The following is a 26,707-nucleotide window of genomic DNA, read 5'->3' on the forward strand; positions in this document are numbered from 1 at the left end:
AGACCCCCTTGGGGGGGTTCCCCCCCCCCCCCCCCCCCCGGCGTCCCCCCCCCCCCCCCCCCCCCCCCCCCCCCCACCCCCCTCTCCCCCCCCCCCCCCCCCCCCTTCCCCCCCCCCCCCCCCCAGGGCTGTGCAGACCTCTGCGGTCAGCCCGGCTGGCAGACGCGGAGCACGGCGCATGAAGCCCCGGCGAGGTGGGGGCAATGCGCTGCTGAACGTCCCCGGACCGCTGGCCAGGGGCGCCGCTGGAGCCTGTAGGGGCAGCCGCGCTTCCTGCGCCCGCCCGCTGGGCGAGGCCCCGTGGCGAGTCGTGGTCCAACTGCGCTGCCGCACATGGACCAGCGGCAGCCACCTGCGCTCATTCACGTGAGAGCATCCGTCCATGAGTAGCGACCTGGAAGTGAGCGCTCTGGCGATCAACGTCACGATCCCGCAGGCTCTCCGCTGGACGGACACTCGGCGTGGCGAAGAGTTCACGCTGACCACGCTGAACGTCCGGCTTCTCCCGAACGGGCACCTGGCCGTAAAGGCCTATGGCCGACCTGTCGCTGGTGGTCGAGGCGCATACGTCTCGTTCCCGGTACCCGATCGACCCGAACTCGGGGCGCTGGTCGCCGAAGCCGCCGACCGTGCCGGAGCGTTGTGGGCCGCCCATCGTGGCCTCGGCTGAAGGCGGTTCGACTCGATGACGGACGGTCGCGGTTACGGATTTTCGCCCTCGCGGCGCGGCCGAGGGTGGAAGAGCCCGCGGGCCGCGGTGTGCGCAGGCAGTCGGTGCGGCCGCGCTCGTGTGGCCAAGTCCTGTGCCCGGCTGGACCAATTCGTCGCCGTCCGGGACTGTCGGTGGCGTGCCTGGTGGGCGGGCCGGTGTCAGCCGGTCAATGCGGTGAGAGTGGCCTCCAAGTCGGCTGTCTTCGGCCGGTTGTGGGGGAGCTTGGCGAGGAGCGTGGCCATGCCGCAGGTGTTGGTCAGAGCGGACAGGACAAGGCCTCCGGCGACGCCCGCGGACAGCCAGCGCGCAGCGCTCTGGCGCTGTCCGGCGATCAGTCCCGTCAGGACGAGGGATCCCGCGGCGAGGCGGACCTGGCGGTCCATGGCCCAAGCGGTGCCGGTGCCGACGGGGCGACGGACGTCGTGACCGAGCCGGGTCCAGGCGGTGGTGCCGCCGGCGAGAGTGGCGGCGGGGACGCCTTGCTCGGCCAGGCGCCCGCAGGCGGTCGCGGCTCGGGCGCCGGAGGCGCACACGATGAGGAGGCCGCCGCGCCGGGCCGCGTCCTTCAGGGCCGGCAACGCCGTATCGAGGCGATCGAGGGGGATGTTGTGGGCGCCGGGCAGGTGACCGGCGGCATACTCGCCGGGGGTGCGCACGTCGATGACGGTCAGCTCGTGCAGGCGGGCGTTGGCCTGGTCCGCAGAGAGCGAGGAGGGGGTGGGCACGCGGGACTTTCCTTCGCCGGGTTGGGGTTACCCCTTCGGTAGGATACCCGCGGGGGTATCTCGAAGGAGCGTGGGCTGTGGAACTGGCGATGGCGGCTGAGGAACTGAAGACCGTGGTCAACCGGTTGCGACGGGCGCAGGGCCAGATCGCCGGTGTGGTCAAGATGATCGAGGAGGGGCGGGACTGCGAGGACGTGGTCACGCAGCTCGCCGCGGCCTCGCGGGCGCTGGACAAGGCGGGTTTCGCCATCATCGCCACCGGCTTGCAGCACTGCCTGACCGATGCGGACATGGCCGCGTCCGGTGATCGGGAGCAGATGCGTGCGCGGCTGGAGAAGCTGTTCCTCTCCCTGGCCTGAGCGCGGGCGCTGCGACACCTCGTACCCCGTCGGCCTCAGGTGAGAGCGTCGATCAGCATGAAGGCGGCCACCGCGAGCAGGACGACGGCGAAGGTGCGCTGAAGGCGCGTACTGGTGACCTTGGTGGCCAGACGTTTGCCGTCCCAGGCGCCCAGGACCGCCGCTCCGGTGAAGGGGCCGATCACCGCCCAGTCCAGGCCGACGGCGGTGGAGCCGCGAGTGGCCAGGGAGGCCAGTGAGTTCGTCGAGATGACGAGCAGGCTGGTGCCGACGGCGGCCTGCATCTCGAACGCCAGGACGGTGACCAGGGCGGGGACGGCGAGGAAACCTCCGCCGACCCCGAGCAGGCCGGTCAGCGCGCCGAGCCCGGCGCCGGCGCCAACTGCTCTGGCGGGCTTGGCCTCGCGCGTCTCAGAGCCCCTGGTGGCCGGACCGGGCCGCAGCAATTTCACGGCGGCGAGGGCGGCGACGGCAGCGAACGCGGCGGTCAACGCGGCCTGGGGCAGGCGGGATGCGGCGGCTCCGGCCGCGGCGGCGGGCAGGAGCCCGGCCCCGGCGAACAGGACACCGGCCTTCCACCGGACGTTGCCGGTACGCGCGTGGGCGTACAAGGCGGTGAGAGAAGTGGCGGTGACGATGATCAGGCTGGCGGTGGTCGCGGCGGCCGGGGTGAAGCCGAGCAGATAGATCAGCGCGGGCACCGCGAGGACGCTGCCGCCTCCGCCGAGCGCGCCGAGCGCGAGTCCGACCACGGCACCCGCGATCAGGGCAAGGATCAGCGCACTCACGCTATGACACCGTCAATGTTGCCGCGGCCGCCGGACAGCGGCAGCCCCGCGCGCGCCCAGGCGGCCATGCCGCCGATGACGTCGGTGGCACGGATGCCGCGCCGGGCCAGCAGCTTGGCTGCCGCCTGGGAGCGGTGACCGGAGCGACAGATCGCGACGATCGGTTTGCCCTGCGCGGCTTGCGGGAGTGGATCCCCGGCCAGCAGACGGGAGAGCGGCAGGTGCACCGCGCCGGGCGCACGGCCTGCCTTCCACTCGGGCGATTCGCGGACATCGAGCAGGACGGCTTCGCCGGCGCCGGTCCGCTGATGGGCCTGTTCGGGGGTGAGGCGGGCGGGGCCGGTGCGAAGGAGCGAGGACATCGTGTGATCCGTTTCGTGCGGGGGCCGGAAGTGCGCGTCAGTCGGCATCGGGGCGGGTGAGGGCCAGCCCCGCCTCGTGGGCGGCGTCGAAGCCGTCGTCGACAGCGACTACGTCGCGGCCGGCGGCGTCGAGCAGGGAGGCGGCCATCGCCGCGCGCATCCCACCCGCGCAGTGCACCCACACCACTCCGCCCGGCACCTCGCCGATGCGGCCGGGCAGTTCGTGGATCGGGATGTGCACGGAGCCCTCGATGTAGCCGGCCGCGCGTTCGGAGTCCCGGCGCACGTCCAGGACGGTCACGTCGCCGCCGCGCTGGTGAACCCCGGCGAGGTCGGCGAAGCGGGCGCGGGGGAACGAGGCGAGCTGTTCACCGGCACGGACCCAGCCCGCTGGGTCACCGGTGGCGGCAGCGGCGGGGCGGTCGATGCCCACCCGCACGATCTCCCGCTGCGCGCGGGTGATCTGCTCAGGAGTGTCGGCGAGCAGAGTGACGGGCTTGCCCCACGGGATCAGCCAGGCCAGATACGTCGCGAGCTTGCCCTCGCCTTCGAAGTTGAACGATCCGGCCACATGCCCCTCGGCGAAGGCCGTACGGCTGCGCAGATCCACCACCCACTTACCCGCAGCCAACCGAGAGGCGATCTCCTCCGCGTCCGCGCGCTTCGGCGGGGTGAGGTCGACCGGTGCCGGGCCCGCGGCGTTGGCCGGGCCCATGTGTGCGTAGTACGCGGGTACGTCGTCAAGACCGGAGAGTATCCGGGCGACGAAAGTGTCGACGTCCAGGGTCAGCGCGTCGTTCGTCGCGCGCTCGTTGCCGATCCTGGTGGCGTCCCCCTGGCTCTGGGAAGAGGAGCAGAAGCTGCCGAACCCGTGGGTGGGCAGCACCGGCACCTCGTCGGCCAATTCCTCGGCCAGCCGATGGGCGGAGGCGTGCTGGGCGCGGGCCAGCTGCTCGGTCAGTCGCGGCTCGACCAGGTCCGGGCGGCCCACCGTGCCGATCAGTAGCGACCCGCCGGTGAACGCCGCCACGCCGCGCCCGTTCTCGGTCAGGGCGTAGGAGGTGTGGTGCGGGGTGTGCCCGGGAGTGGCGATCGCGCGCAGCGCCAGGCCCTCGTCCACCGTCACCGTGTCACCGTCGGCCACAGGGACCCGGTCGAACGACACGCGCGCGCCCGCCGGCACCAGGTACTGGGCGCCGGTGAGGCGGGCCAACTCCAGCCCACCGCTGACGTAGTCGTTGTGCACATGGGTCTCGGCCACGAAGGCGATGCGCACACCGCGACGGGCCGCTGCGGCGACGACCTGGTCGACGTCGCGCGGCGGGTCGACGGCCACCGCGCTGTTGGCCCCGCCGACCAGATAGCTGCGGTTGCCCAGGCCCTCGAACTCCAGGGTGTCGACAAAGAACACGGCTCACGACTCCTTCCGAACGGTGTACCCCGGGGGGTATCTGACAGCACCATAACAGTGATACCCCTGGGGGTATTCCCCGGCCGTCGGAACGGCGCTCAGGGCAGCACCCGGCGTCCCGCGGGGACAAGGCGGGGTTATAGGGGGATGGAGTGCGGGCGGCGCGCTCCAGGGGCTCCCCGCTGATGTGGGGCACGGTCAGCGGGTCGCGCGCCGGGGAGCCGCTGGTGGAGGACAGTTGTGTACGTGGCTGACGTGTTTGATGTGGATGCGATTGCGCGGGAGCTGTACGGGTTGAGGCCGGATGAGTTCACCGCCGGCCGGGACGCGTATGCGGCCCGCGCGCGTTCGGCGGGGGAGAGTGCCGCGGTGAAGCAGATCAAGGCACTGCGCAAGCCGACACTGGCGGTGTGGGCCGCGAACCTCCTGGTTCGCTCCGATGCGGACCAGACGCGGCAACTGCTGGAGCTGGGCCAGGCACTGCGTGAGGCCCATCGAACGCTGGCGGGCGAAGAGCTGCGGGAGCTGTCGCACCAGCGGTACGAAGTGATCGCCGCCATGGCCTGCCAAGCGCGCCAGTTGGCCGAGGCGGCGGGGCAGCCCATCACCGAGAACGCCCAGCACGACGTCGAGCAGATCCTCCACGCTGTCCTTGCCGACCCGGACATGGCCCACACCTGGGCGGCGGGCGTCCTGGCCAAGCCACCGCCGGCGGCGATCGGGTTCGAGAACCTGGAACCCGCACCCGGCACCGTCACGCCCCGAGCGAAGAAGCGCCCTCCCGCCACCCCCGTCACGACTAAGGCCCCGGCCCCCGGGCCCGTACAGACGGACATCAGGGAGGAGAAGCGGGCCCGTGCCAGGGTGGACCGCGCCTCGCTGGAGTACCAGCAAGCCGAGGAAGAGCTCGCGCTCGCGGAGAAGGAACTCGCCCAGAGCCGTGCACGGCTCGAAGCCCTCGACCAGCGGATCGCGAGCCTGCAAGAACAGCTCCAGAGCGCGAGCGAGGAGCACAACCGCTGCGCCACGGCGGCAGACACGGCACGCCGCCGGCAGCAGCGGGCCGACAAGAAGGCGGAGACCGCGCGGATCGCAGCCGAGAAGGCTCGTAAAGCGCTGGAGGATCTCCAGCGGGGGAAGCGGCGCCGCTGACCTGTCGGCGGAGTGGCGGGGGCCGGTTCGTCCATCGGTCCCCGACCACCGGACTCGGCTCCCACCGCGCCATGGCGGCCCTGTTCTCGCGCGCCGTGCGCGGGCATCCTGCTGGACGCCGTGAACCATGTCGGCAGGCGTCACGGCCCCCAACTGCCTTTCAAATGCCATGACTTCACTCCGACAGGCCACATCTGCTGGAGGGCTGGCCAGGCAGGACGGCGGGATGAGCGCGATGCGAACCCGCCGGGAGGCGGACATTCCGTGTGCCTTTGCGGGCGGCTTTTCGGTCTGCTGGCGACGGCGGTTCTCAGCTACCGGATGGTGATGAGCGGCCTGTCCTTTGGCGCGCCCACCAGGACGGACAGGGCCCAACAGGTCAGAGATCGGGGGAAGTTCGTCTGGACGGCGACCGAGGTCCGGAGGTAGGCGGCCTGGCGGTTACCATTTCCGGTCGGACAGCCGCAAAGAGCCGGGGGAATAGTTGTACATGAACAGCGATGAGCAGCAGGTCTCGGGAATCGACCTTTCCTACCGTCTGACCGCAGAGGACTTCAAGGAGGCCCTCGGCGCCCGTGCCAAGGCCTCGGCCGGTGCTCGTCGTCAGCGCGTCATCATGCTCGTGTGCGGCTCGGTGGCGCTGGTGGGCGGGATCATGTCGCTGGTGACCGGCGGTAGCCTCCCCGTGCCGGTGGTGGTGGGGCTCGTCGTGTTCGTGGTGCTCATGGTCGCCATGCCCTATCTCCAGGCCCGCCAATTCCACAAGCTCACGGCGGGCCACGGCGACTACCGGGCGACGATCGCGGACGCAGGTGTCACCGTCGCGCATCAACAGTCCGCAACCACCCTGACTTGGCAGGCCGCACCGCGATATGTCGAGACGCCGCACCTGTTCGTGCTGCTGAGCGCGGACAAGAACGCCTCGTGTCTCACCATCCTGCCCAAGCGGGGAACCAGCGACGTGGACACCCTGCGGGCAGCGCTCGACCGGCGCGCGGCGCGCGTCTGACCCGGCCTCCGCAGGCAGCGTCACGACGACCCCGGTTCCGGCGCCTTCCAAGGCCGAGCTGCCCGACCGCGTGGCCACATCGCCTGTGAAAATGGGCTGCCGCGAGGTCAGGTTTGGTCAAGGCCGGTGGTCGTCTGCTGGATGAGGTGGTCGACGACGTCTCGGTGACTGTGGCGGTGGCGGTAGGCGGCTCGTTGGCGGTCGGCCCCGTTGCCTTGTGCGGCGAGGTGTCGGCGGGCTGTGTGGACGCGCGTGCGGTCGTCGGGCGGCAGGGCGCTCAGGACGGTGTGCCAGAGGTGGTCGAGGTAGCGGGTGGCTGGCTGTAGCCGGCCGGAGGACAGGTCAATGCTCTGGCCGCGGACACCGTCGCGGGCGGCGCGCCAATGTGCGGCCCGGAGCATTTCCGGGTCCGGCCGGGGAGCGGCCTGTCTGTCGTGTACGGCGACGAGGGCAGCGGCGGTGAGACCCTTAACGGCGGCGGCCAGCAAGAGGGTGTCGTCGAGTGTGGGAGCGGCGTCGGCGGCACGGACTTCCAGGGTCGGCACGTGGTGGGAGGGCCGGATGTCCCAGTACACGCCGGCGCGGTCCAAGACGGTGTGGCTGGTGATGAGTTGGCCGACGAGGTCCTCGTAGTGGGCGGCGGACTCGAAGTAGGGCGGTGGTCCGGCCACGGGCCAGCGTCCCCAGGTGAGGGTCCGCCAGCTGTCATAGCCGGTGTCCTGGCCGTTCCAGTAGGGCGAGTTGCCGCTCAGCGCGATCAGTGCGGCCAGCCAGGGCCGCAGGTGATTGCTGACGGAGAGCGCGGTGGCCAGGTCGGGGACCTCCACATGGATGTGGCAGGCGCACACGGTCTGCTCGTCGTCCAGCGCGCGGAAGGTGGCCAGGCTCTGCGCGTACCGGGCTCCCTCCGACACCGGCGGGGGAGTGTGCTGGCCCAGGACAGGCGTTCCGCTGGAGACGATGCGCAGCCCCAGCCGGGCGGCAGCGCGTGTGACAGCGTGGCGGATGTGGCGCAAGTCCTCCCCGAGGGCGGTGAGGCTGGTGTGGGGGTGGGTGCGGACCTCGACCTGGTAGCGGGTCAGTTCGGTGGTGACCCTGGCCCCGAGTTCCGCGGCCGCTTCGGCGACGACCTTGTCCGCACGCGTGCTGAGCTGCCGGGAGACCGGGTCGACCACCAGGTACTCCTCCTCCACGCCGACTCGCACCACGGGTGAACCGCCGATGCGCCGCGAGGGTGGGTCGCTGACTGCTGGTGAAGGGGTCGGGACGGGGGCGGATGTCCACGTTTCGCTCTCCATGGCCACCAGGGTGTCACGCACAGTAATCCTGTCGTGTGTGTTGGCTGGAAGGAGGCTGTATGAGGCCGCAGGGTGGTGTCCTCGTCATGGGCGGCGGCCCGGCCGCCGGTCACCCCGGGGCGAGTTCGAGGCCACCTGCTGGCCCATGCCCGGGGTCAGGCTGCCGAAGTCCGGAGCGCCCCGGCAGCGCACGATCGCCTCTCACCATCACGGCCCGGCGCCGTGCGCCAAGCGCCAGGAGGCCGCCGCTCATGACGGCACCGCTCGCTGCCAGGGGCCGGATCGGCGTCTGAAGAGGGCGGCGTGGCTGTGTCGGGCACCCTCCCGCAGCGCCGAGTGTCGGTACCTCGCCGATCACCACGGCGCTCACCTTCCGAATGCTCAATCACCGCATTGGCCTGCGGCGAAGACCTTGCCGGAGGCCGACGCCGCTGGCGTCGGCCGGGCGTGCGGCGCGAACTTTGCCAGGTCCGCCGTTCCGTCTACTGTTCGACCGGTCGTCTGCCATCCATTTCGCTGCTCGCGCATGACGGCCCACGTGAATGAGAAGTACTGAGAAGAGCCATGGGGCATTTCGGAGTGGGCATGAGGCCACCTGTCTCGCGGGTCGCGTCCCAGGTGGCGTGGGGCGCGTCACGGTGGGCATCCGTACTTCGCACGCCGCCCCAGGGAAAGGGAATTCGGTGTCTGAACTCGCGTCGCGCATGGGCAGGAGACGTGGCCGTGCCGCTGCCTCGTGCAAGGCGCTGGGCAGGGATCTGCGGGCCACCGGGGTGGCGGTGTGGAACGACAACGTGTCCGACTTCGCGGCGGCGCTGACGTATTACGCCGTGCTTGCGCTGGTACCGGCGTTGCTCGTCGCCGTCTCGGTGATCGGTCTTGCGGCCCCGCAGGCGACCGGCCGGCTGATCGACGACCTCACCTCCTACGCCCCCGCCCAGTCGGCCAGCGCCCTGCGTAGCGCACTGCGCGAGATGACGACTGCCCAGTCCGCGGTGTGGCTGCTGGTGGCCACGGGAACCGTCAGCGCACTGTGGTCGGCGACCAGCTATCTGGCGGTGTTCCGCCGGGCTCTGCACTCCATGCACCACCTGCCGGACAACCGCCCCGCACTGCGCGCCGCACACACCATCGTGGCCACCGCACTGGTGCTGCTCGCCCTGCTCCTGACCGGTTCGGCCGCGATCGTCATCTCGGGGCCCCTGGACCGCCGAGCGGCGGCCCTGCTCGGCCTGGACAGCCTGGGTACGTGGCCGATGCTGCGCTGGCCGATCATGCTGGGCGTGGTCACGGTCCTGGTGCTCGTTCTGTTCCGTACCGGACCGCGTGAGGTGCGGGGCGTGCGCCGGGGCTTGCCGGGCGGCATCCTGGCTGTGCTGCTGTGGTTCGCGGCGTCGGCCGGTTTCGCCCTCTACGCCGGTCACTTCGCCTCCTACACCCGCCTGTACGGCTCACTGGCCGGGATCGTCGTCTTCCTCGTCTGGCTCTGGTTCACCAACCTCTCGCTCCTCACCGGAGCCCAGTTCAACGCGGTCCGCGGCCGCCCCGCGCGTGGCACGGCGGTGCCATCCGAGGACGCGGCGCGGGGAAAGACACCGAAGCCGTAAAGAGCAAATAGGAGCCTCGCGTTCCGTATGCGCCCGGCCGAGTGGGCGCCCACCGGGGCCGGTGGCCGACGCCGGTGACGTGGGCGGACGAACTCTTGACAGGTGCATGTGCCATTGCGAGGCTGGCAGCGGCCAACGGCCTTGTGATCTCCAGCAAGTCTTGCGTACCACCCAGCTCCGGCCGGGACATCCGGTCGGTCGTGGTTCCGTGTGTCCTTGATATGTCAGGAGGAAGCGATGAACGCTGTTGCGGTGCAGGACCCCCAGAGCGCGGCGCCGGTCGGCGACGACGAGCTCGACCTGGTGATCGGCGATCTCGAGCAGGAGCTCGTGCAGAGCCCGGCGGCCGACGCCCCGCAGGCCAGCACCTGTATACGGGTCTACTGCATCATCGACTGACCGTCACACGACAGCACGGGCGGTGCCCTCGGCAACGACGGCCCGCCCGTGCCTTTCGCCAGGGCCGGGCACGGACGGGTGGGGGATGCGGTGCCGGACGTCTTGTGGGAGCTGCCCGCCCCGGGTGCGGCGAGCGCGCCGCAGGCGGAGCGGAGCCGCCAACTCCCAGACGGCGCACGGAAAGTGGTGGGCTCCCTGGCCGCCGGAGGCGCCCAGGGGATGTTCCCGCCCGTCTTGACGGACGGGCCGGAGGGAACCGTTGTCGTCCAGCGGCACTTGGGCGGCGCGGCAGAGGCCGAGGCGCTCGCGGACGCGCTGACCGATGCCCGCTTCGCGCCCTTCACCGCGGCCATGGAGCGGCTCGACTCCTGGTGCCTGCGGGCCGCGCCCCGGTGGGCGGGGCTGATCGCTCCCCGGGTGCTCGACGTGACCCATGGCGAACTGTTCGGCCCCCTGAGCACGGAAATCTTCGAAGCGTGCCTGACCCGGGGCCGACGGGGGGCCGCCGACTTCGCGGCCCTGCGCGTCGCTCAGTACGAGTACGTCCTCGACCTCTTTCTGACCCGCCTCGATCGTGATCTGGCGGTGGGGCTGCCCGATGTGCCGGGGCTCGACGGCCCGGTGACCGGGATATGGGCTCACGGCGATGAGACGCACAACGGCGGCGGGCGGGTCCTGCGCGTGGAGTTCGCCGGGGGCGGGCGCCTCGCCTACAAACCCCGGCCCGCTTCCGGCGAGGTGCTGTTCCTGGCCGAAGGTGCCGACGGGTCCCCCGCCGGTTCGGTGTTCGCACTGCTCAACAGCCTGCCGACGGTTTCCGGGCCGGTCCGGCTCCCGGTGCTGCGCTGCCGGATGGGCCGGAGCCCCGGGGCGGACTACAGCTGGCACGAGTGGATCGAACCGCCCCGGACCATCGGCGTCCTGCGCACCGACCAGGAACTCGCCCTGCGGGGAACGGTGTTGGAACCGGAGGCGGCCCGGCGCTTCTGGCACCGGGCCGGTGCGCTCGCCGCGACCGGCTTCGCGTTCGGGATGGCCGACCTCATCGGCCCCAATCTCCTGGCCGGGACGCGGCCGGGGGACGACGGGCCGCTGCTGTACCCGGTGGACCTCGAGGTGTTCTTCACCGACCCGGACCGGCTGTCCGCCACCGGCCTGGTGCAGGACCCGTCCGGCGGCCCGCACCATGTGGGCCTGGAGAACGTGCCCCGCTGGTGCGATCTGGACGGGCCCCCGACCTGCTGGACCGCGGGAAGCGACGGAGTGCTGCGCCTGGTACGCAGAACTCGCCCGCTGGCGCGAACCTGGACGCGGTCGGTGGTCGCAGACATCGAAGGGCGCGTCGGCTACGGGCCCTACCTGGGCGCGATGCTGCGCGGCATGTTCGACGCCTGGACGCTGATGTGCCGCAACCGCGAGCGCATCGCCACATTCGTCGCGGAGCGTGCACCGGACCATGCCGTACGCGTCCTCGCCCGTCCCACCCGGGAGTACGCGGACGCCCTCACCGCGGACCGCGACGATGCGGCCTCCGTCTTCGCCCCGGGCGAAAGGGCGCAGTTGGCGCGAGGAGACGTGCCGTACTTCTTCCGCAGGGCCGACGGAGGACCGCTGCAAGTGCTCCCGGAGCCGGGCCGACCTGCCGTGAACGCCGAGTTGCCGGAACCCGCCGTTGGCTGGACGCCGGCGGCGGTCGTGCGCGAGGGGCGCAGGCTCGACCTGGCCCGGCTCGGCCTCGCGCTGCGCGGCGCCGTCGAGCACGTCTTCGCCGACCTGGCCGGGCCGGACGTCTTCCTGCACGAGGACGGCGTACGGATCGCCCTGCACGGCGCGCACCACGGCGAGGTGTCCTTCGACTGGGCCGGGACGGGGCGACGGATCACCTACGCCTGGGACGAAACCAAGCTCCGCCTGCGGATCGACGACATGGGCGAGACGGATGGGCCGGGTGGGCCCCGCGCGGACGCCGCACGAACGGCCGACCACATCCGGGAGCGGCTGCTGCGCCTCGGCCGGGTGGACGCGGCCCTGCGCGCACCGTGGGCCGCAGGAGGCTTCACAGACATCCAACTGGAGGAAAAACTGAGGCGGTTGACCGACACCGCGGCCAACTGGCTCGACGGCGTGATCGCGGAACACGGCTGGCCGGGGCAACGGCTCGTGGGCCCCGAAGCCTCGGCCGTCGCGAGCGGGCTGGTCCAGCACGTGGTGGAGCGGACCGATTTCCAGCGGCGCTGCCTGCGGCTCGTGGAAGCGGCCGCGGCGGACGGTGATGTTCCCTTGCGCGAGGTGGCGTATCTGACCGACGCGCTGCGCTGGGCGGAGAGGCGGGAGCAGGTGTACGGGACGAAGTTCCGCAAGGTGGCGGGGGAACTGGTGCCCTGCCCCATCGAAGACGCGTCCCGCGTGGACGAACGCCGGGCCGGTGTGGGCCTGGGGCCGCTGGAGGAGTACGCCGCGCGGCTGCGCGAGCGCTTCGCGCACACCGACGGGGTGTCGGCGTGAGGGAGACGGAAGGACAGCGCCACGTGACCTGGGACGGATTCGCCGCACAGTACTGGGGGCTACGGCCGACCCGGCTGACGGCTCCCGCGCCTCTGGACGCCGCGCGCGCCCACGAGCTGGTCGTCGAGTCGGCCGAGCCGTTCCGCGCGGGAACCGTCTACCGGGCGCTGCCGAAGGTCCGCCTGCACACCACGCGCGGGTGGCTGGGCGCGCCCGGACGGCTGCTGCCCGACGCCGACGACAAGAGCGCACAGCAGTATCTGACGCGCGCCGGTGGGAAGTTGGCCGTCCCCGGGCTCCTGTTGAGCGTGCGCCAGCCGCTGCACCTGGATCACGGTGTGTGGACGGCGGTGCGGGACGAGCTGGCCCAACTGTGGCGCGCGGTCGGCTGGCCGTGCCTGCCCGTCGAGTCCGAGCTGACCGAGGCGGAACAATTCACCTGGGACCGGGGCATGGGCGCCCCCGGCGAGCACGCGGTCCTGATCTGGGTCCTCGAAGGGGCCATGGAAGCGGAGCTGTGGCCGGAGGCGGGAGGCGGGCCCGTCGAACTGGCGGCGTCCGCAGGCCAGTTGCTGTACTGGCCGGAGGGATACCGCAGCCGGGAGCGGCACGCGCGGCGATGCGTGACCCTGCGCGTCCACGTGCCCCGGGCGCGCCGCCTGGTCACCGCGGCGGTCAGAACCCTGCTCGCGGACGCCGTGCACGAGCGTCTGGGCCACGGCGGATCGGTGCCCCTCCTGCCGTTCCCCGCGCCCACCCCGCCCGACGGCCCGACGGCTGTCGCGCCCGAACTCGCGCAGGTCGGCGAGGCCGCCGGAGCGGCCCTGGCGGAGGGAGGCCCGGCCCGCGCGCTCCGGGCACGCTGGGCCGCCCTGCGTTCGGCGGCCGGACTCGACCCCGCGCCGCCACCACGCCCGAGCACTCCCCCGGCTCCCGGTCAGCGCTTCAAGGTGGCGGGGGAGATCGTGCGGATACCGGACGGGCCGGGCCGCTGGATCTGGGCAGCCGACGGACATGCCTTTCCCGTGGGCGGCACGGCGGGGGAGCGGATCGCCGAACAGCTCACCGCGGGACGGGAGTTGACCGTGGCCGAACTCTGCCGAGCGGTCGGCGCGGACGAGCGCAACACCGCCGTGCCCGCCCTCCTCGGCAAGCTGGCGGGGCTGCGGGCGATCGAGGTGCTGGACGAGCGGGGGCAGGAATGACGCGCACGGAGCCGCACCAGGGGCACGGGGTGAGCGTCGAAGAGCGCTTCGACTGGGCCGAGTTCGTCGAACGGTACTGGGACCGGCGGCCGGTGCTCTACAAGTCCGTCCGGCCGGCCCCCTTCCAGGAGGACGAGGTCTTCCAGGCCGCGTTGCGGGCCACTCGCGCCCCCGACCCGCATCTCATCCCCTCCCACACCCAGTTCGCGGTCGGCCGATTCCAGCAGACAGCCCCCGGACCGTGGCTGCCGCGCGCCGCGGACGGCACGTTCACGGGCTACGGGAAACGCCTGGCCACTTCGGCCGAGGAGGTCCGTGAGGACGGGTACGCGCTGATCGTGCACGCCTTCCACGGCTTCCATGCCGCCCAGTGGGAACGCGAGCGGGCCTTCTTCGCGGGCCTGTGGGAACAGGTGGGCCTGCCCACCACGGGGGCGATCACCACCCTCTTCCACGGCACGTACGAGCACACACCGGTCGGCGTGCACAAGGACCGCTTCGCCACCTTCCTCTTCGCGTTGCAGGGCCGCAAACGGATGCGGTTCTGGACCCACCGCCCCTGGACCCACGCGGCGACCACGGTCCTCGACTACGAGCCCTACCTCACCGAGTCGTTCACCGCCGAGGTGGAGCCCGGCGACTTCCTGTACTGGCCCGCCAGCCACTACCACGTCGGCGAGAGCGTGGGGAAGTCGATGGCGACCAGCGTCAACGTCGGGGTACCCCGGGAGAACCACCGTGCCGTGTACGACCTCGACGATCTGCTCGTCGGGCATGACGCCCGCTCCCTGATGGACCCCGACGCCGGACTCGCGACGCTGTCCGCCGCCGCGGCACCCCTGTCGGTCCCCGGCCCGGCGACCGTCGGACTGCCGCCCGTCTTCGAGCAGGCCCTCGTGGAGTTCGGGACGTACACCGAGGCGTCGCGCATGCGGGGCCGGGCCGTGGTGCAGTCCCTGCGGACCTGGACAGCCGGTGGCCTGCGCCCCGCCCCGCCGCCCGACGAGCCGCACCCCCTGAGCGACGAGGTCATCGTGCGAGCCCCCGCCCCCGTGCTGTGGGGCGAGACCGGGGGCGCGCGGGTGTGCGCGGTCAACGGCCATGCGGTGACCACCGCCCTGGACGCGGAGTACGTGCGCCGCATGCTGCGCCTCCTGGACGGCCCGGGCATCGCGGTGCGGGACCTGCTCACCGCCCTCCCGGACGGCGCGGTCGCGACGTCCATCGACGAGCCACTGCCCGCGAGCAGGCCGGGCGCCCGCCGCCTCCTGGAGATCCTGGAGAGCTTCCGGGGAGTTGACCGGCTGTGACCCCAGGACCTCGGGCACGTTTGGTCTTCGTCGCCCATGACCAGTTACGGGCGGTACATCGCCGTGAGGAGATCGTCGGAGCGCCGTGGTTGGGAGGTGGTGTCGGGGCCCGTGACCCCCGGAAGCGCTGACTGCTCCGCAATCGGCTCAGCCCTCCCGAGACGGAGGCGGCAGGTGACGCTACCGTTCGCGCATGCGTTCCCTCATCGGTGCCGGTTTCCGCGCACTCGCCATGGCACTCGTCAACGGCGATCCCCTGTGGCCCGCGATGACGCTTTTCGCGGTGTCCGTCCTGATCGCCACCGCGGTGGCCGCGGGCCGTGTCTCCCGGCGGAAGGGCGGCAGCGGAGGGGCTGAGTGACGTGTGGGGCCGCAGTGCCGTAGACACCCGTGCAGCCGTCCGCACGTCATCGCGGTCGGGGCAGGAGCGAGGGCCCGTCGTGAGGTCACCTGACTCGCCCCGACCGGGCAGGAGTTCGTGCGACGAGCAGAGCGATGTCGTCGGTGTGATCGCTGGCCATGCCGGCGAGCAGCTCGTCGCAGAACGTGTCGACGTCTTCGCGCGTGAGGGCGGCCGCGTGCTGGCGTAGACGGGTCATACCGTGTGCGAGGTCCTCGCCGCGGCGCTCGATGAGCCCGTCGGTGTACATGAGGACGGTGCAGCGCGGCGGCAGGGCCGTGGCGGCGTCGGTGCGCGGGAGAGTCGCGTCGACGCCGAGGAGGAGGCCACGGCCGCCTCTGAGGAAACGAGTGTCGCCCTCATGCGTGATCAGCAGGGGCGGGGGGTGCCCGGCGCTGGAGTAGGTGATCGTCCAGCCCGCTTCGTCGTCCTGGTCGAGGAGGGCGTACAGACACGTGGCCGTGGCATGCGGATAGAGCGACTGGTGCGCGAGGTCGAGGCGGCGCAGGATGTGCCCGGGGGGTTCTTGGCGATCGCAGCCGATTCCGCGCAGCATGTTGCGCAGCTGGCTCATGGTGATCGCGGCGCGCAGGTCGTGACCGGTGACATCGCCCATGATCATGGTGGTGCTGCCGTTGGGCAGAGGAAAGCTGTCGTACCAGTCGCCGCCGACTTCGGCGGTGGTGGCGGCGGGCGCGTAGCGGGCGGCCATCTGTAGCGGGCCGGCCTGAGTAAGGGTGGGCAGGAGGGAGCGCTGGAGGCGCTCGGCGATGTGCTGGGTCTCGCGGTGCAGCCGCGCGTTGTCCACACCCAGAGCGATGCGGTGCGTCAGATCCTCGACCATCGCCAGGTCGTCGGAGGTCAGAGGGGCGCGGTCGGCGGAGCGGCCGATGGTGAGGGCGCCGAGGACTTGCCGTCGGGCCCGTACGGGGGCGACGACGGCGGTGTGGGTGCCGAGCTGGTCGAACAGTTCGAGCTGGCGGGCGTGCAGCGGGTCGGCGGCCTGGTCGGGGCTCGGGATGTCGGCTGCCGTCAGCAGCAGGGGGCCGGCGCCGATGAGCACGCGGGCCAGCGGGCCGACCGGTTCTTCGGGGAGGTTGGGAAGCAGCCCGGTCAGACCGCCGACGGGCAGCAGACCAGGATCGCGATGGACGACGCTGATCCGTCGCGGTCTGCCGTCGTCGTCTAGCAGGTCGACCGCGCACCAGTCCGCCAGCTGGGGCACGAGGATGCGGCACACCCGTTGGACCGCGGCGCGGGAGTCGAGCGTGCTGGTCATGGCGGTGGTGGTCTCGGCCAGGAGCGTCAGCCGATCCAGGGCTCGTTGGACCACTTGGTCGATCTCGAAATCGTCCACGTCTCCTCCTTGCGGTTGGCCCATGAAGAAGGACCGCATGCCTCTACGCCTTCCCCGCCACGCGCGGATCTGTACCGGCGACGGAGCCGCTGCCTTCGGCTTCACCCGTCAGCCCCAGCCGCACGTCCGCCGTCAGGGATGCGCGATGCGTCGCTGCTGAATCGACGGCGGGACGAGGGGACGGACGCTTCGGGACGACGAGGACGGTTCGTGCCCCGCACGGGCCGTCGTAAATAAAGAGTCGCGACCCGTTGTGGACGGCGTCGGGCCACCGGGACCGACAGCACCTGCGAAGGGTTTGCGCACTGATCGGCAGGGGCGAAGAATCCTCGCACTGACCTCCTCGCCTTCCCCCGTAGGGAGAATGGCGGAGTTTCCCCTCGGGCTGGAACCCTGAGGCCGCAGCTTCATTGCGTCGAAGGGAAAAATGCTCATGTCGGTCGAGGCAGGCCCCGAGAACCGCGCGCAGCAGAGTCTCGGCACAGCTGCCGCGCGCAACTTGGCGACCACCACCAAGTCCGTGCCGCAGATGCAGGAGATCACGTCGCGGTGGCTGCTGCGGATGCTGCCATGGGTGCAGGTCCAGGGCGGCACGTACCGGGTGAACCGCAGGCTCAGCTACTCGGTGGGGGACGGGAGGATCACTTTCGTCCAGACCGGCGAGCGGGTGGCCGTGATCCCGGCCGAGCTCGGTGAGCTGCCCGCGTTGCGGGACTACGAGGACGAGGCCGCGCTCACCGAGCTCGCCAACCGGTGCGAGCAGCGCGAGTTCGCGGCGGGCGAGACGATCGCGACCGCGGGCGACGTCACCGACCGGGTGTTCCTGCTCGCCCACGGCCGCGTCGAGAAGATCGGCACCGGCCCCTACGGCGACGAGACCGCCCTGGGCTTCCTCGCCGACGGGGCGTACTTCGGTGAGCAGGCCCTCGTCTCCACCGACGCGACCTGGGAGTGGACGATCCGCGCCACCACCGGATGCACCGTCCTGGTGCTGACCCGGGCCGATGTGCTCAACCTCGCGGAGCGCGCCGAGTCCCTCCAGAACCACTTGGCCTCTGTCGCGCGACTGCCGGAGCAGCGCACCAACACCTACGGTGAGGCGGCGATCGACCTTTCGGCGGGTCATGTCGGTGAGGCGGTCATTCCGCATACGTACGTCGATTACGAGGGTGCGCCGCGGGAGTACGAACTCTCGGTCGCGCAGACGGTGTTGAAGGTCCACAGTCGTGTGGCGGACCTGTACAACCAGCCGATGAACCAGACGGAGCAGCAGTTGCGGCTCACGGTGGAGGCGCTGCGGGAGCGGCAGGAGTACGAGCTGGTCAACAACCGGGAGTTCGGTCTTTTGACCAACTGCGACTACGGGCAGCGTCTTCAGCCGCACGACGGGGTGCCGAGCCCGGACGACATGGACGAGCTGTTGTCGCGGCGGCGTGGCTCCAAGTTGTTCCTGGCGCATCCGCGGGCGATCGCGGCGTTCGGGCGTGAGTGCAACAAGCGGGGTCTGGTGCCGGAGTCGGTGGAGGTGGGGGGCCATCATGTGCCGGCGTGGCGGGGGGTGCCGATCTTCCCGTGCAACAAGATCCCGGTGAGTGAGGCCCGTACGACGTCGATCATCTGCATGCGTACCGGTGAGGCCGAGCAGGGGGTCATCGGGCTTCAGCAGGCGGGGATCCCGGACGAGATCGAGCCGAGCCTGTCGGTGCGGTTCATGGGCATCGACGAGCAGGCGATCATCTCGTACCTGGTCACCGCGTACTACTCGGCCGCGATCCTGGTGCCCGACGCGCTCGGCGTCCTGGAGAACGTCGAGGTCAGCCGCTGGCGCGCTACCGCGGGCCCTGGAGCTCCCACAGCGGAACCCCCCAAGCCCACCACGCCGAGGAGCTGACGCCTCGCCTCGCGTCGGGTCCTGCGTCCCTCGGACTCGGCGCCCCGCGGTCCAAACGGCCTCCCGCAGGTTGGTGCCTGACCGAAGGGGCGCGCCGGGGCCGCGGGCCCGGCGCTGCTGATGACACAGCGCCAGTGATCTGATCGCTGAAGGTGCCGGGCCCGGGATCTCCGGACCCGGCTCTGCCCGTCTGTGCCGCGTGAAACCAGCCGCGCCATCCGGTCCGCCTCCGCGCGTGAGCTCGCTGGCACGGCCAGCGATCCGGGCAGGCGGCCCGGCTCCGGACGACAATGCCCCACCAGGCGACCGGCAAACGAGGCAGCCCAACGACGTACCGTCTGCGGAGCGACGGTCAAGGTCGCCCGTGACGGGTGTCGCTCGCCGGACACCGACTTCCGCCACGCCGCCGGCCCCACCACCCGCCGGCTCCCCAATCCTCCCCAGAACGTGCCGAGTTGCCGGGCCTGCCGCACCGCCTTGCGCCGACGCCGACAGTCGCTCAGCGACGCGTACGGCACGGACCTGACGGTTCCCTGTTCGCGGTGTGCCCGATCACAGCGGGTGAGTTCGCCGGATCTCGGGGAATAAGTGGCCTCAGACGGTGGGAGGTTGCCATGGACAGCAGAGATCTTGAACTGGGCGAACTACTCGTCGCCGCGGAGTCCGCGCCGCCGGGGGAGTCCGTCGGCGTCATCGCGCACGACCTGCGCAAACGCTTCGGGGCGGAGAGCGTGTCCTTCCTGTTCGCCGACTTGGTCGGGCAGCGGCTGCTGCGCCTGAGCGCGCCCGCCGAGGGAGATCGGGCAGACGCCGCGGAGCAGATCGATGTACAGGGCAGTGTCTACGACACCGTTCTGCGCAGCCAGCGCCAGCACGTACAACCGGACGGTCAGGGCGGACAGCGCGTGGTCTCGCCCGTGACCAATCGTGGGGACTGCATCGGTGTCCTTGAGGTGACGCTGCAGTACGCCGACGCCACGGTGCTCTCACAGATCAGCGAAGCCGCCCACGCACTGGCCTACATCATCGTCACGGACCGCCGCTTCACCGATCTATACCACGTCAGTCGGCGCACCACCCCGACCAGCCTGGCCGCCGAGATCCAGCATCAGCTGCTCCCGTCGTCCTCCTGCTGCGAGGCTCCCGAGTTCACGCTCGCCGCAGGCCTGGTCCCCGCCGACGACATCGGCGGCGACACCTACGACTACACGCTCGACCGGGACACGCTGCATCTGTCCATCACCGATGCGATGGGCCACGACACCGACTCGGCTCTCCTGGCCACGTTGGTCACCGCCGCACTGCGTGGAGCGCGCCGCAGTGGTTGCGACGCCCTCCATCAGGCCCGACGCGCTCACGAAGCCCTCAGTACCCACAACCGTGGGCTCGCCACGGGCCAGCTGTTCTGTGTCCGTCTCGAAACGGGCACGTGCGACCTGGTCAACGCTGGGCATCCCTGGCCCTGGCTCCTCCGGGCCGGTGCTGCCGAGGCGGAAGAGGTCGAGCTGGCGGTCAACCTGCCGTTCGGCGTACCGGCGCCCACCTCCTACCAACTTCAGAAGCTCCAACTGCACCCCGGGGACCGCCTGGTGCTCCTCACGGACGGCATGCAGGAACGCGCGGCCGCAGGTGTGGATCTGCCCGCACTCGTGCGCGAGACGCGCTCCGCTCACCCCAGAGAAGTCGTACGTGCTCTGACGGCAGCGGTACTGGACGCCTGCCGTGGCAGCCTCAGGGACGACGCCACCGTCGTCATACTGGACTGGCACGGCAGCGGCGGCGCCAACGGCCGCAGGACAGCGGAGAATTCGCCCCGCCGAGGAGCTGCTCCCCCTGCGTGACGGGGTGATGAGCGGGCGGCCTCTTTGCTTGGCACCCGCCCACCAGAGTCGGGAAATCATTCGCCCGCTATGAAGGCTGTCTCCAGCCCGAGGCGGAGCGGGAGGGCGCGCAGTCCCGCAGGCCTAGGCGAGCTCATGGAGCTGTGGGGGCAAGGAGCGTGGTGACGAGGTGGTGCGCGTAGGGGGTGCTGAGGTCCTGGGGGCGGAAGAGGATGCGGTACATGAGGGGCGCGACGATGCGGTCGATGACGGTCTCGGCGCCGGGCACCTCTTCTCCGCGTGCGTGGGCCCGGTTGAGGATGAGCTCGATCTGCTCGGCGGCGTAGGCCGAGCACTGGCCGGCGTTGCTTCCGTCGGGGTCGCCGAGGAGGGCGTCGCGGATGTAGGCGCGGCCGGTGGGGGAGGACATCTCGTCGAGGAACTGTTCGGCCCAGGCTGTCAGGTCGGCGGCCAGGGCGCCGTGGTCCGCCGGTGCGGTCTCGGGACGCAGGTGCTCGACCGCGACGTCCGAGAGTAGCTCCTGAAGGTCTCCCCAGCGACGGTAGACCGTCGACGGCGTGACCCCCGCGCGCTGGGCGATCATCGGTACCGTGAGGGCGTCGCGCCCCACTTCCGACGCGAGTTCGTGTACGGCGGCGTGGACCGACGCCTGGACGCGGGCGCTGCGTCCGCCGGGACGTACCATCTGCCTGCTCATGAGGCCATCTTAAAGCGAATCTGTTGCGTCTGCCGGGTCGGGCGGCGGGCCCTCGCATCGCCGACCGGCATGCCCGCCGACATTCCCAGGTCTGCTCGACCCCCTTACTTGGTTGGGCGGTAAAGGGTGCGACTCGGCGGCCGTGCCCCGTTCCGCTTTCGCTCAGCCCAGCGCGTCCATCAGGGAGGTGACATAGGCATCCAGCCGCTCCTCCATGGCTTGTGTCGTCAGCTCGGTCCGTCCTGCCTCTCGCCACGGCTGCGCCAGCCACCGCACTTCCTCCGAGAATGCCAATGGCTCGCGCACCTGCCAGTACAGCCGTTCTTCCGCGGACGCGGCCAGCGCCCCGCCCGCCTCCTGGTAAGCCTCGGTGAAGCGCAGGCCCCACGCCGGGCCGTGCAGCAGGGCGAGATTGGTGGAGCAGTGCGCCACGTCGAGGTCCGCCGGGCCCCAGGAGGCTGCCGCCCAGTCGACGACGCCGGTGATCCGGGTGACGGCGGCACCGGCCGGGCCCTCGCGCGGCAGGTCGAACAGCACGTTGCCGGGCTGGAAGTCCCGATGCAGGAACCGCCCTTCGTAGCGCGGCACGGGCTTGCGGATCACGTCGATTGCGGCCGCCCAGACCGGCACGTCTGCGCCTTGGGGAGTCACGACCGTGTCGGCTGTCGTCAGTGTCACGTACTCCCGGGGCCGGACGGCAGGCCGCACGGCGTGGATTGCCACGAGTTGGCGGGCCAGCAGCGGCAGTCGCGTCTCCAGCCCCTTGTCGTCGAGGACCGTCCGGCCCGGCAGGTGCGTCATGAGGAGCGAGGGGTACTCGCAGTGCACAGCGGTCGCGTCGACGGCGACGAGTCCAGGAGCCTGCACCTCGGTGCTCGTGAGCGTGGTCAGGGCATCGGCTTCCCTGTGCAGGAGGTTCTCGGCAGGCCCCTGCCGAGTGGGGTCCACGAAGGAGCGCAGCACCAGGTGCCGGATGCCTCCGTCCCGCGCGCCGATGGTCAGCCTCCGCATGTCAGCGGTGGCGCCACCGTGCAGCGCCTCGGCCCCGACGACCCGCTCGCCGGCATCGAGGTGCCGCTGCACCCAGGCCAGTGTCAACGGCCGTACCTGCGACGCCTCATGATGATGGGTCACCGTGCCACCTCATCATCCGGAGGGCGGCACGCGCGAACGCTTTGTTGCCCGGCCGCGGGCCAGCGTGCGGGTGCTGGGTGGGGAAGCTGCGAGCATGCCTGTCCGCACCCATAGCGAGGGATGGGGAATCCAAGGGCCTCATTGGCCGGCTCAAGGCCTCCCGTCGACTGGCGTTCCCCCTGCCCTCCCAAAGCCGTGAGGTAGCGACGTTGGTTCAGGCGGCTTGGGCGAGGGCGGTGGCGGGCCGGGTCTGTTCGTAGGCGTGGCCGACGCGCAGGAGCACGGCCTCCCCGAGCGGCCGCCCGAGGAGCTGCATGCCGATCGGCAGTCCTGCGCTGTCGTGGCCCACGGGCAGGGACAGGGACGGTACCCCGGTGATGTTGGCGGGGGAGGAGAGGCGTACGTAGGCGTCGGAGACGCCTTCGACGGTGCCGTCGGCCCAGGTGAGGGTCTCCTGGCCGGCTCTCACGGCGGTGGTCGCAACGGTGGGGGCGGCGATGAGGTCGACCTCCTTGAGCATGCGGGTCCACTCCTGGCGCATGAGGGTGCGGGAGCGCTGGGCGCGCAGGTAGTCCCCGGCGGTCATCAGTTCACCGGCTTCGAGGAGGATGCGGACGTCGGCCTGGTAGAGGTCGGGGACCGTGCGCAGGGTGTTCTCGTGGTAGGCGGTGGCCTCGGGCACCATCAGGCCCCACTGGGTGGCCTGGATGTAGCGCGTCATGGGGATCTCCACCTCGACGAGGCGGGCACCGAGGTCCCGCAGTTGGTCGATGGCGCGGCGGACGGCCTCTTCGGTCTCGGCATCGACGTGGTCGAAGTAGTAGGTGCGCGGCACGCCGACCCGCAGCCCTGTCAGGTCCGCGCCCCCCTGCGGCCGGTAGTCCGCGACGGCTGCGGGCAGGGAGGCGGGGTCGCGCGGGTCGTGCCCGGCCAGGGCGGTCAGGACCAGGCCCGCGTCCTCCGCGGTGCGGGTGATCGGGCCGACGTGATCCAGTGACCAGGACAGCGATGTGATGCCGTGGCGGGGGAGGAGGCCGTAGGTCGGCTTGAGCCCGACCACGCCGTTGAGCGCGGAGGGCACTCTGATGGATCCGCCGGTGTCGGTGCCCAGGGCGAAGGTGGCCATGCCGGAGGCGACGGCGACGGCGGATCCGCCGCTGGAGCCACCGGCAACCCGGTCCGTGTCCCAGGCGTTGTGGGTCTGGGGGGTGGTCAGGCCGTAGGCGAACTCGTGCGTGTGGGTCTTGCCCAGCAAAACGGCGCCGGCCTGTGCCAGGCGGGCGGCGACCGTGCTGTCGGTGCTCGCACGGTGATCGGCACGGACCAGGGAGCTGGCCGTCGTCGCCGAACCCGCGACGTCGATCAGGTCCTTTAGCGCCATGGGAATGCCGTGCAGCGGACCGCGGTGGCGGCCGGCCGCGATGTCGTGTTCGGCCTCCCGTGCGGCGCTGCGGGCGCGGTCGGCGGTGACGGCGACGTAGGCCTGAAGGTGCGGGTCCCTCAGCGCTATGCGTTCCAGGACGGACTCCGTCAGTTCGACGGGGGACAGGCGCCGCGCGTGGATGGCGTCGGCGGCCGCGGCCAGGGTGAGTTCATACGGTTGCATCGTGGGTCTCCTCTCCCGCCCGGTAGGCGGGGGCGGGCGGGGTCTCGCCGAAGTCCAGCTCGCGCAGCACGGCGACGACGGAGTGGATGTGTTCGGCAGTGGCGGCGACGGCGGCGTGGCGGTCGGCCGACAGTGCGAGCCCGCTTCGGGCCAGCAAGCGGGCCGCTTCGGGCGGGGTGAGTTCTGGCGTTGACATGGACGTCCTTCTTCGCGGGCCGTCGGCGTTCAGCGGACTTCCGCGCTTTCTGGGTTTGCCTCGTAGACAGCTCGGGCCGAGGAGCTCAAGCTCTCCCCCGCTGCAAAAGCTAAGTGGTTGCGTTAGCCCACGGTAGGGCCTACAGTGAATTAACGCAAACAGTTAGCTTTTAGTGGTGAGGCGAGGCGCGAGACATCCGCACGACCGCCACACAAGCGCCTGCCGCCCGCCCCAAAGGCCCGCGGCCTCACGGCCTTCCCTGACGCGACTCGAAGGACAGCACGATCATGAGCACCGCACTCGCCAATGACCCGGCCGCCGTTCCCGCTTGGGCCGTGGGCGACGTAACCGTCCACCGCATCGACGAGATCCCCCTGCCGCCCGCCACCGGCCCCTGGCTACTGCCCGACGCCACCCCGGACCTCGTCGCCGCGCAGGACTGGCTTCACCCCCACTTCGCCGACGACCAGGGCGCCCTCCGTCTCGACAGCCACAGCTTCGCCTTCACCCTCGGCGGCCTGCGGATCCTGGTCGACACCGGCATAGGCAACGGCAAGCAGCGGGCCAACCCTGCCTGGCACGACCTGAACTCCGACTACCTGCACAACCTCACGGCCGCCGGATTCCCCCCGGACTCGATCGACCTGGTGATACTCACGCATTTGCACGCCGACCACGTCGGCTGGAACACGAGGAAGGCTCACGACGTTTGGGTTCCCACGTTCCCGCGCGCCCGCTACCTGACCGCCCACACCGAGCGGGAGTTCTGGGCGGGATACGACATGGACGAGGCGCGCGCGCAGATGTTCCGGGACTCTGTGATCCCGGTGGAGGAGGCGGGGCTGCTCGACCTCGTCGATGTTCCTGCCGAGGGTGTCGACATCGTCCCCGGGCTGCGCCTGCTCCCCACCCCCGGCCACACCCCCGGCCATGTCGCCGTCCAACTGACCAGCCAGGGGCGGACGGCCGTGATCACCGGAGACTGCATCCACCACCCCGTCCAGTTCGCCCACCCCGCCATCGGCGCGTGCGTCGACATTGACCCGCAGCAGTCCGAGACCTCGCGCCGTACCCTGCTCGCCTCCCTCGTCGGCACGGACGCGCTCGTCCTGGGCACCCATTTCGCCCCGCCCACAGCCGGCCACGTAACCCTCGACGGGGGCGGCTACCGCCTCTCACCCGTACAGGCCGACGCACACGCGTCCCGGGCCGCTCGTCCTCCGCGGGGTTGAACGTCGGTGCGTCCAGCGCGTTGTCGGAGCCGAACGGCCTGGCACCCTGACGCAGGCGGGCGGCGTGATTACGCCAAGGGCGAGATGCCATGGGCGGAGGCCGACGGCGACGAGCGTGCCGTCCCCGAGATCGACGTCTTCCCGTTTCCCGTCAGCTATGAGGTGTATGGCGAGCTGGCCCCTCACAGCCCCGGCTGCCTCGGCCCACTCGTACAACCCCAGCCATCAGAGGTCCAGGAACAAGCTCTACGCTGGCCCGGTGACTGATGAGCAGGAGCGGGTGCAGCCGTCGGGAGTTTGGGCCACGGCGGTGGGAGTGGCCAGAGTGCGGGCGCTGGAGACCGAGCGGGAGGACGCCCTGTTCCGCGACCCGCTGGCGCAGGCCTTCGCCGCCGCCGGAGGCCTGTGGCCCTCCTCGCCGCACCCGCCGGGTGACGAGGCCGCGCAGCGCCGCCGGAGGGGCGTCGCCTTCTCCATCGTGATCAGGACGAGGTTCCTCGACGACCTGTTGGAGCAGGCGTCCGCGTCCGGGGTCCGCCAAGTCGTGCTCCTTGGTGCAGGTATGGACAGCCGGGCCTTCCGGATGGACTGGCCCGAGGGCACCCGGCTGTTCGAAGTCGACACGGCCGAACCGCTCGAATTCAAGGCTTCGGTACTGCGCCAGGAGCAGGCCGTCGCACGCTGCGAGCGGATCCCCGTCCAGGTGGATCTGCGCGACGACTGGCCAGGCGCGCTGGTCGCCGCAGGGCACGACACGGCGGCGCCGACCGTGTGGATTGCCGAAGGGTTGCTGATCTATCTGCCCGAGGACGCGGTGGAGTTGCTGCTGGCGCGGATCAGCGCGCAGTCGGCGGCGGCCAGTTGGATGGGGCTGACGTTGGGCTCGCGTGGTGTGATCGAGCGCTTCGGCGCGGACGCCGCGCCGGGATCGGCGGCGTCCTTGTGGGTCTCGGAGATGCCCGACGATCCGGTGGACTGGCTGGCCGGGCACGGCTGGGAAGCCAGCAGCCACACGCTCCGCGAGCGTGCCGCCGCCTATGGCCGACCGTTCAGCACCCCGCCGCAGCGTGAGGAGCGGCCCGGCGGGCTGATCTCGGCGGTCCGTCGGTAGAGCGCTGCCTGGCGTGTGTCCGTCATCCAGGCCGCTTCCTGGCTGGCGCGGACTGACCGCCCGCCGCACCGGGGGCGGTGAGAACCCTGTGCGCGGCTGCGTGCGCAACTTCGCGCGCTGCTGGGGATGTTGGCCCTTACGGAGCGGTGGATGCCTCTTCGATTCCCTTGATCGCGTTCCGGACGAGGAGGGCGAAGTCGCCGTTGCCTTCGTCGGCGCACTGGCGGAGTGCGGGCAGTGCGGGCCGGGCCGCTGGTCCTTTGGAACCGAGGTAGTCCAGCACGAGCAGGGAGGGCGGAGCGGATCTGCTCGACCAGGAGGGGCAGCGCGCCCTCAGCGTCGCCGGTGATCTTCCACAAGGCATGGGCTGCGGCCGCCCGCAGCGCGCCGGGCTCCACCG

The 26,707-nt window shown here is 71.2% G+C and carries 23 protein-coding genes and 1 pseudogene; 14 read left to right on the plus strand and 10 right to left on the minus strand.

Annotated features, from left to right (window positions below; translation table 11 throughout):
• Positions 1-382: 382 nt before the first annotated feature.
• Complete coding sequence (locus AC07F3_RS16460; protein WP_479114579.1) at positions 383-670, plus strand: hypothetical protein; 288 nt, start codon at positions 383-385, stop codon at positions 668-670.
• 200 nt (positions 671-870) lie between these two features.
• On the opposite strand, the gene AC07F3_RS16465 is transcribed toward AC07F3_RS16460, so the two are convergent.
• Positions 871-1,437 (minus strand): rhodanese-like domain-containing protein, encoded by a 567-nt coding sequence (locus AC07F3_RS16465; protein WP_479114581.1) that lies wholly within the window; start codon positions 1,435-1,437, stop codon positions 871-873.
• Between the two features lie 77 nt (positions 1,438-1,514).
• On the opposite strand from AC07F3_RS16465, the gene AC07F3_RS16470 reads away from it, so the two are divergent.
• Complete coding sequence (locus tag AC07F3_RS16470; RefSeq protein ID WP_190904181.1) at positions 1,515-1,796, plus strand: metal-sensitive transcriptional regulator; 282 nt, start codon at positions 1,515-1,517, stop codon at positions 1,794-1,796.
• A gap of 35 nt (positions 1,797-1,831) precedes the next feature.
• Here the strand turns inward: AC07F3_RS16470 and AC07F3_RS16475 are convergent, their stop codons facing one another.
• From AC07F3_RS16475 to AC07F3_RS16485, 3 genes are read right to left on the minus strand one after another with little or no spacing between them, the layout of a single operon-like run.
• Positions 1,832-2,584 carry a sulfite exporter TauE/SafE family protein gene (locus AC07F3_RS16475; protein WP_479114583.1) on the minus strand — a complete coding sequence of 251 codons (753 nt, stop codon included), beginning with the start codon at positions 2,582-2,584 and terminating at the stop codon, positions 1,832-1,834.
• On the minus strand, positions 2,581-2,946 hold the full coding sequence (locus AC07F3_RS16480; RefSeq protein WP_479114585.1) for a rhodanese-like domain-containing protein: 366 nt from the start codon (positions 2,944-2,946) through the stop codon (positions 2,581-2,583). The genes AC07F3_RS16475 and AC07F3_RS16480 overlap by 4 nt, the downstream gene beginning before the upstream one ends.
• Positions 2,947-2,983: 37 nt before the next feature.
• Positions 2,984-4,357, minus strand: coding sequence for a rhodanese-like domain-containing protein (locus AC07F3_RS16485; protein WP_479114587.1), 1,374 nt, complete (start codon positions 4,355-4,357; stop codon positions 2,984-2,986).
• 246 nt (positions 4,358-4,603) lie between these two features.
• Here AC07F3_RS16485 and AC07F3_RS16490 point away from each other — a divergent pair, with 246 nt between their 5' ends.
• Together AC07F3_RS16490 and AC07F3_RS16495 are read left to right on the plus strand one after the other, a co-directional pair.
• Positions 4,604-5,509: a hypothetical protein gene (locus tag AC07F3_RS16490; protein ID WP_479114589.1), complete on the plus strand. Its 906-nt coding sequence runs from the start codon at positions 4,604-4,606 to the stop codon at positions 5,507-5,509.
• Positions 5,510-5,999: 490 nt separating this feature from the next.
• Positions 6,000-6,518, plus strand: coding sequence for a hypothetical protein (locus tag AC07F3_RS16495; RefSeq protein ID WP_479114591.1), 519 nt, complete (start codon positions 6,000-6,002; stop codon positions 6,516-6,518).
• A 107-nt stretch (positions 6,519-6,625) separates the two neighbouring features.
• On the opposite strand, the gene AC07F3_RS16500 is transcribed toward AC07F3_RS16495, so the two are convergent.
• Complete coding sequence (locus AC07F3_RS16500; RefSeq protein ID WP_479114593.1) at positions 6,626-7,816, minus strand: carboxylate-amine ligase; 1,191 nt, start codon at positions 7,814-7,816, stop codon at positions 6,626-6,628.
• Positions 7,817-8,520: 704 nt separating this feature from the next.
• Between AC07F3_RS16500 and AC07F3_RS16505 the strand changes: the two genes are divergently transcribed.
• From AC07F3_RS16505 to AC07F3_RS16530, 6 genes are all read left to right on the plus strand, one after another.
• A complete protein-coding gene (locus AC07F3_RS16505) occupies positions 8,521-9,423 on the plus strand; it encodes a YihY/virulence factor BrkB family protein (protein ID WP_479114595.1) in 903 nt (300 codons plus the stop codon).
• Between the two features lie 237 nt (positions 9,424-9,660).
• Positions 9,661-9,822: a hypothetical protein gene (locus tag AC07F3_RS16510; protein ID WP_479114597.1), complete on the plus strand. Its 162-nt coding sequence runs from the start codon at positions 9,661-9,663 to the stop codon at positions 9,820-9,822.
• Positions 9,823-9,912: 90 nt separating this feature from the next.
• Positions 9,913-12,327, plus strand: a complete 2,415-nt coding sequence (locus AC07F3_RS16515) for a DUF4135 domain-containing protein (RefSeq protein ID WP_479114599.1) — start codon at positions 9,913-9,915, stop codon at positions 12,325-12,327.
• Complete coding sequence (locus AC07F3_RS16520; RefSeq protein WP_479114601.1) at positions 12,324-13,532, plus strand: hypothetical protein; 1,209 nt, start codon at positions 12,324-12,326, stop codon at positions 13,530-13,532. Before AC07F3_RS16515 ends, AC07F3_RS16520 begins: the two co-directional genes overlap by 4 nt.
• The gene (locus AC07F3_RS16525; protein ID WP_479114603.1) at positions 13,529-14,842 is read left to right on the plus strand and encodes a JmjC domain-containing protein; all 1,314 of its coding nucleotides are present in this window, start codon (positions 13,529-13,531) and stop codon (positions 14,840-14,842) included. The genes AC07F3_RS16520 and AC07F3_RS16525 overlap by 4 nt, the downstream gene beginning before the upstream one ends.
• Before the next feature lie 193 nt (positions 14,843-15,035).
• Positions 15,036-15,203 (plus strand): hypothetical protein, encoded by a 168-nt coding sequence (locus AC07F3_RS16530; RefSeq protein ID WP_479114605.1) that lies wholly within the window; start codon positions 15,036-15,038, stop codon positions 15,201-15,203.
• An 85-nt stretch (positions 15,204-15,288) separates the two neighbouring features.
• On the opposite strand, the gene AC07F3_RS16535 is transcribed toward AC07F3_RS16530, so the two are convergent.
• Entirely contained in the window at positions 15,289-16,599 is a 1,311-nt protein-coding gene (locus tag AC07F3_RS16535) for a PP2C family protein-serine/threonine phosphatase (protein WP_479114607.1), read from the minus strand.
• Between the two features lie 433 nt (positions 16,600-17,032).
• Between AC07F3_RS16535 and AC07F3_RS16540 the strand changes: the two are divergent.
• Together AC07F3_RS16540 and AC07F3_RS16545 are read left to right on the plus strand one after the other, a co-directional pair.
• A pseudogene (locus AC07F3_RS16540) lies at positions 17,033-18,427 on the plus strand (family 2B encapsulin nanocompartment shell protein); the annotation flags it as partial.
• Between the two features lie 677 nt (positions 18,428-19,104).
• Complete coding sequence (locus AC07F3_RS16545) at positions 19,105-20,331, plus strand: PP2C family protein-serine/threonine phosphatase (RefSeq protein ID WP_479114609.1); 1,227 nt, start codon at positions 19,105-19,107, stop codon at positions 20,329-20,331.
• 133 nt (positions 20,332-20,464) lie between these two features.
• Here the strand turns inward: AC07F3_RS16545 and AC07F3_RS16550 are convergent, their stop codons facing one another.
• From AC07F3_RS16550 to AC07F3_RS16565, 4 genes are all read right to left on the minus strand, one after another.
• The gene (locus AC07F3_RS16550) at positions 20,465-21,028 is read right to left on the minus strand and encodes a TetR/AcrR family transcriptional regulator (protein WP_479114611.1); all 564 of its coding nucleotides are present in this window, start codon (positions 21,026-21,028) and stop codon (positions 20,465-20,467) included.
• Between the two features lie 162 nt (positions 21,029-21,190).
• A complete protein-coding gene (locus AC07F3_RS16555) occupies positions 21,191-22,162 on the minus strand; it encodes a phosphotransferase family protein (protein WP_479114613.1) in 972 nt (323 codons plus the stop codon).
• Between the two features lie 214 nt (positions 22,163-22,376).
• The gene (locus AC07F3_RS16560) at positions 22,377-23,768 is read right to left on the minus strand and encodes an amidase (RefSeq protein WP_479114615.1); all 1,392 of its coding nucleotides are present in this window, start codon (positions 23,766-23,768) and stop codon (positions 22,377-22,379) included.
• Complete coding sequence (locus AC07F3_RS16565) at positions 23,755-23,964, minus strand: hypothetical protein (RefSeq protein ID WP_479114617.1); 210 nt, start codon at positions 23,962-23,964, stop codon at positions 23,755-23,757. The genes AC07F3_RS16560 and AC07F3_RS16565 overlap by 14 nt, the downstream gene beginning before the upstream one ends.
• A gap of 287 nt (positions 23,965-24,251) precedes the next feature.
• Between AC07F3_RS16565 and AC07F3_RS16570 the strand changes: the two genes are divergently transcribed.
• Both AC07F3_RS16570 and AC07F3_RS16575 read left to right on the plus strand, forming a co-directional pair.
• Positions 24,252-25,196 (plus strand): MBL fold metallo-hydrolase, encoded by a 945-nt coding sequence (locus tag AC07F3_RS16570; protein WP_479114619.1) that lies wholly within the window; start codon positions 24,252-24,254, stop codon positions 25,194-25,196.
• 259 nt (positions 25,197-25,455) lie between these two features.
• Positions 25,456-26,307: a class I SAM-dependent methyltransferase gene (locus AC07F3_RS16575; RefSeq protein ID WP_479114621.1), complete on the plus strand. Its 852-nt coding sequence runs from the start codon at positions 25,456-25,458 to the stop codon at positions 26,305-26,307.
• Positions 26,308-26,707 lie beyond the last annotated feature (400 nt).

It is taken from the genome of Streptomyces sp. NPDC045846 (assembly GCF_056431605.1).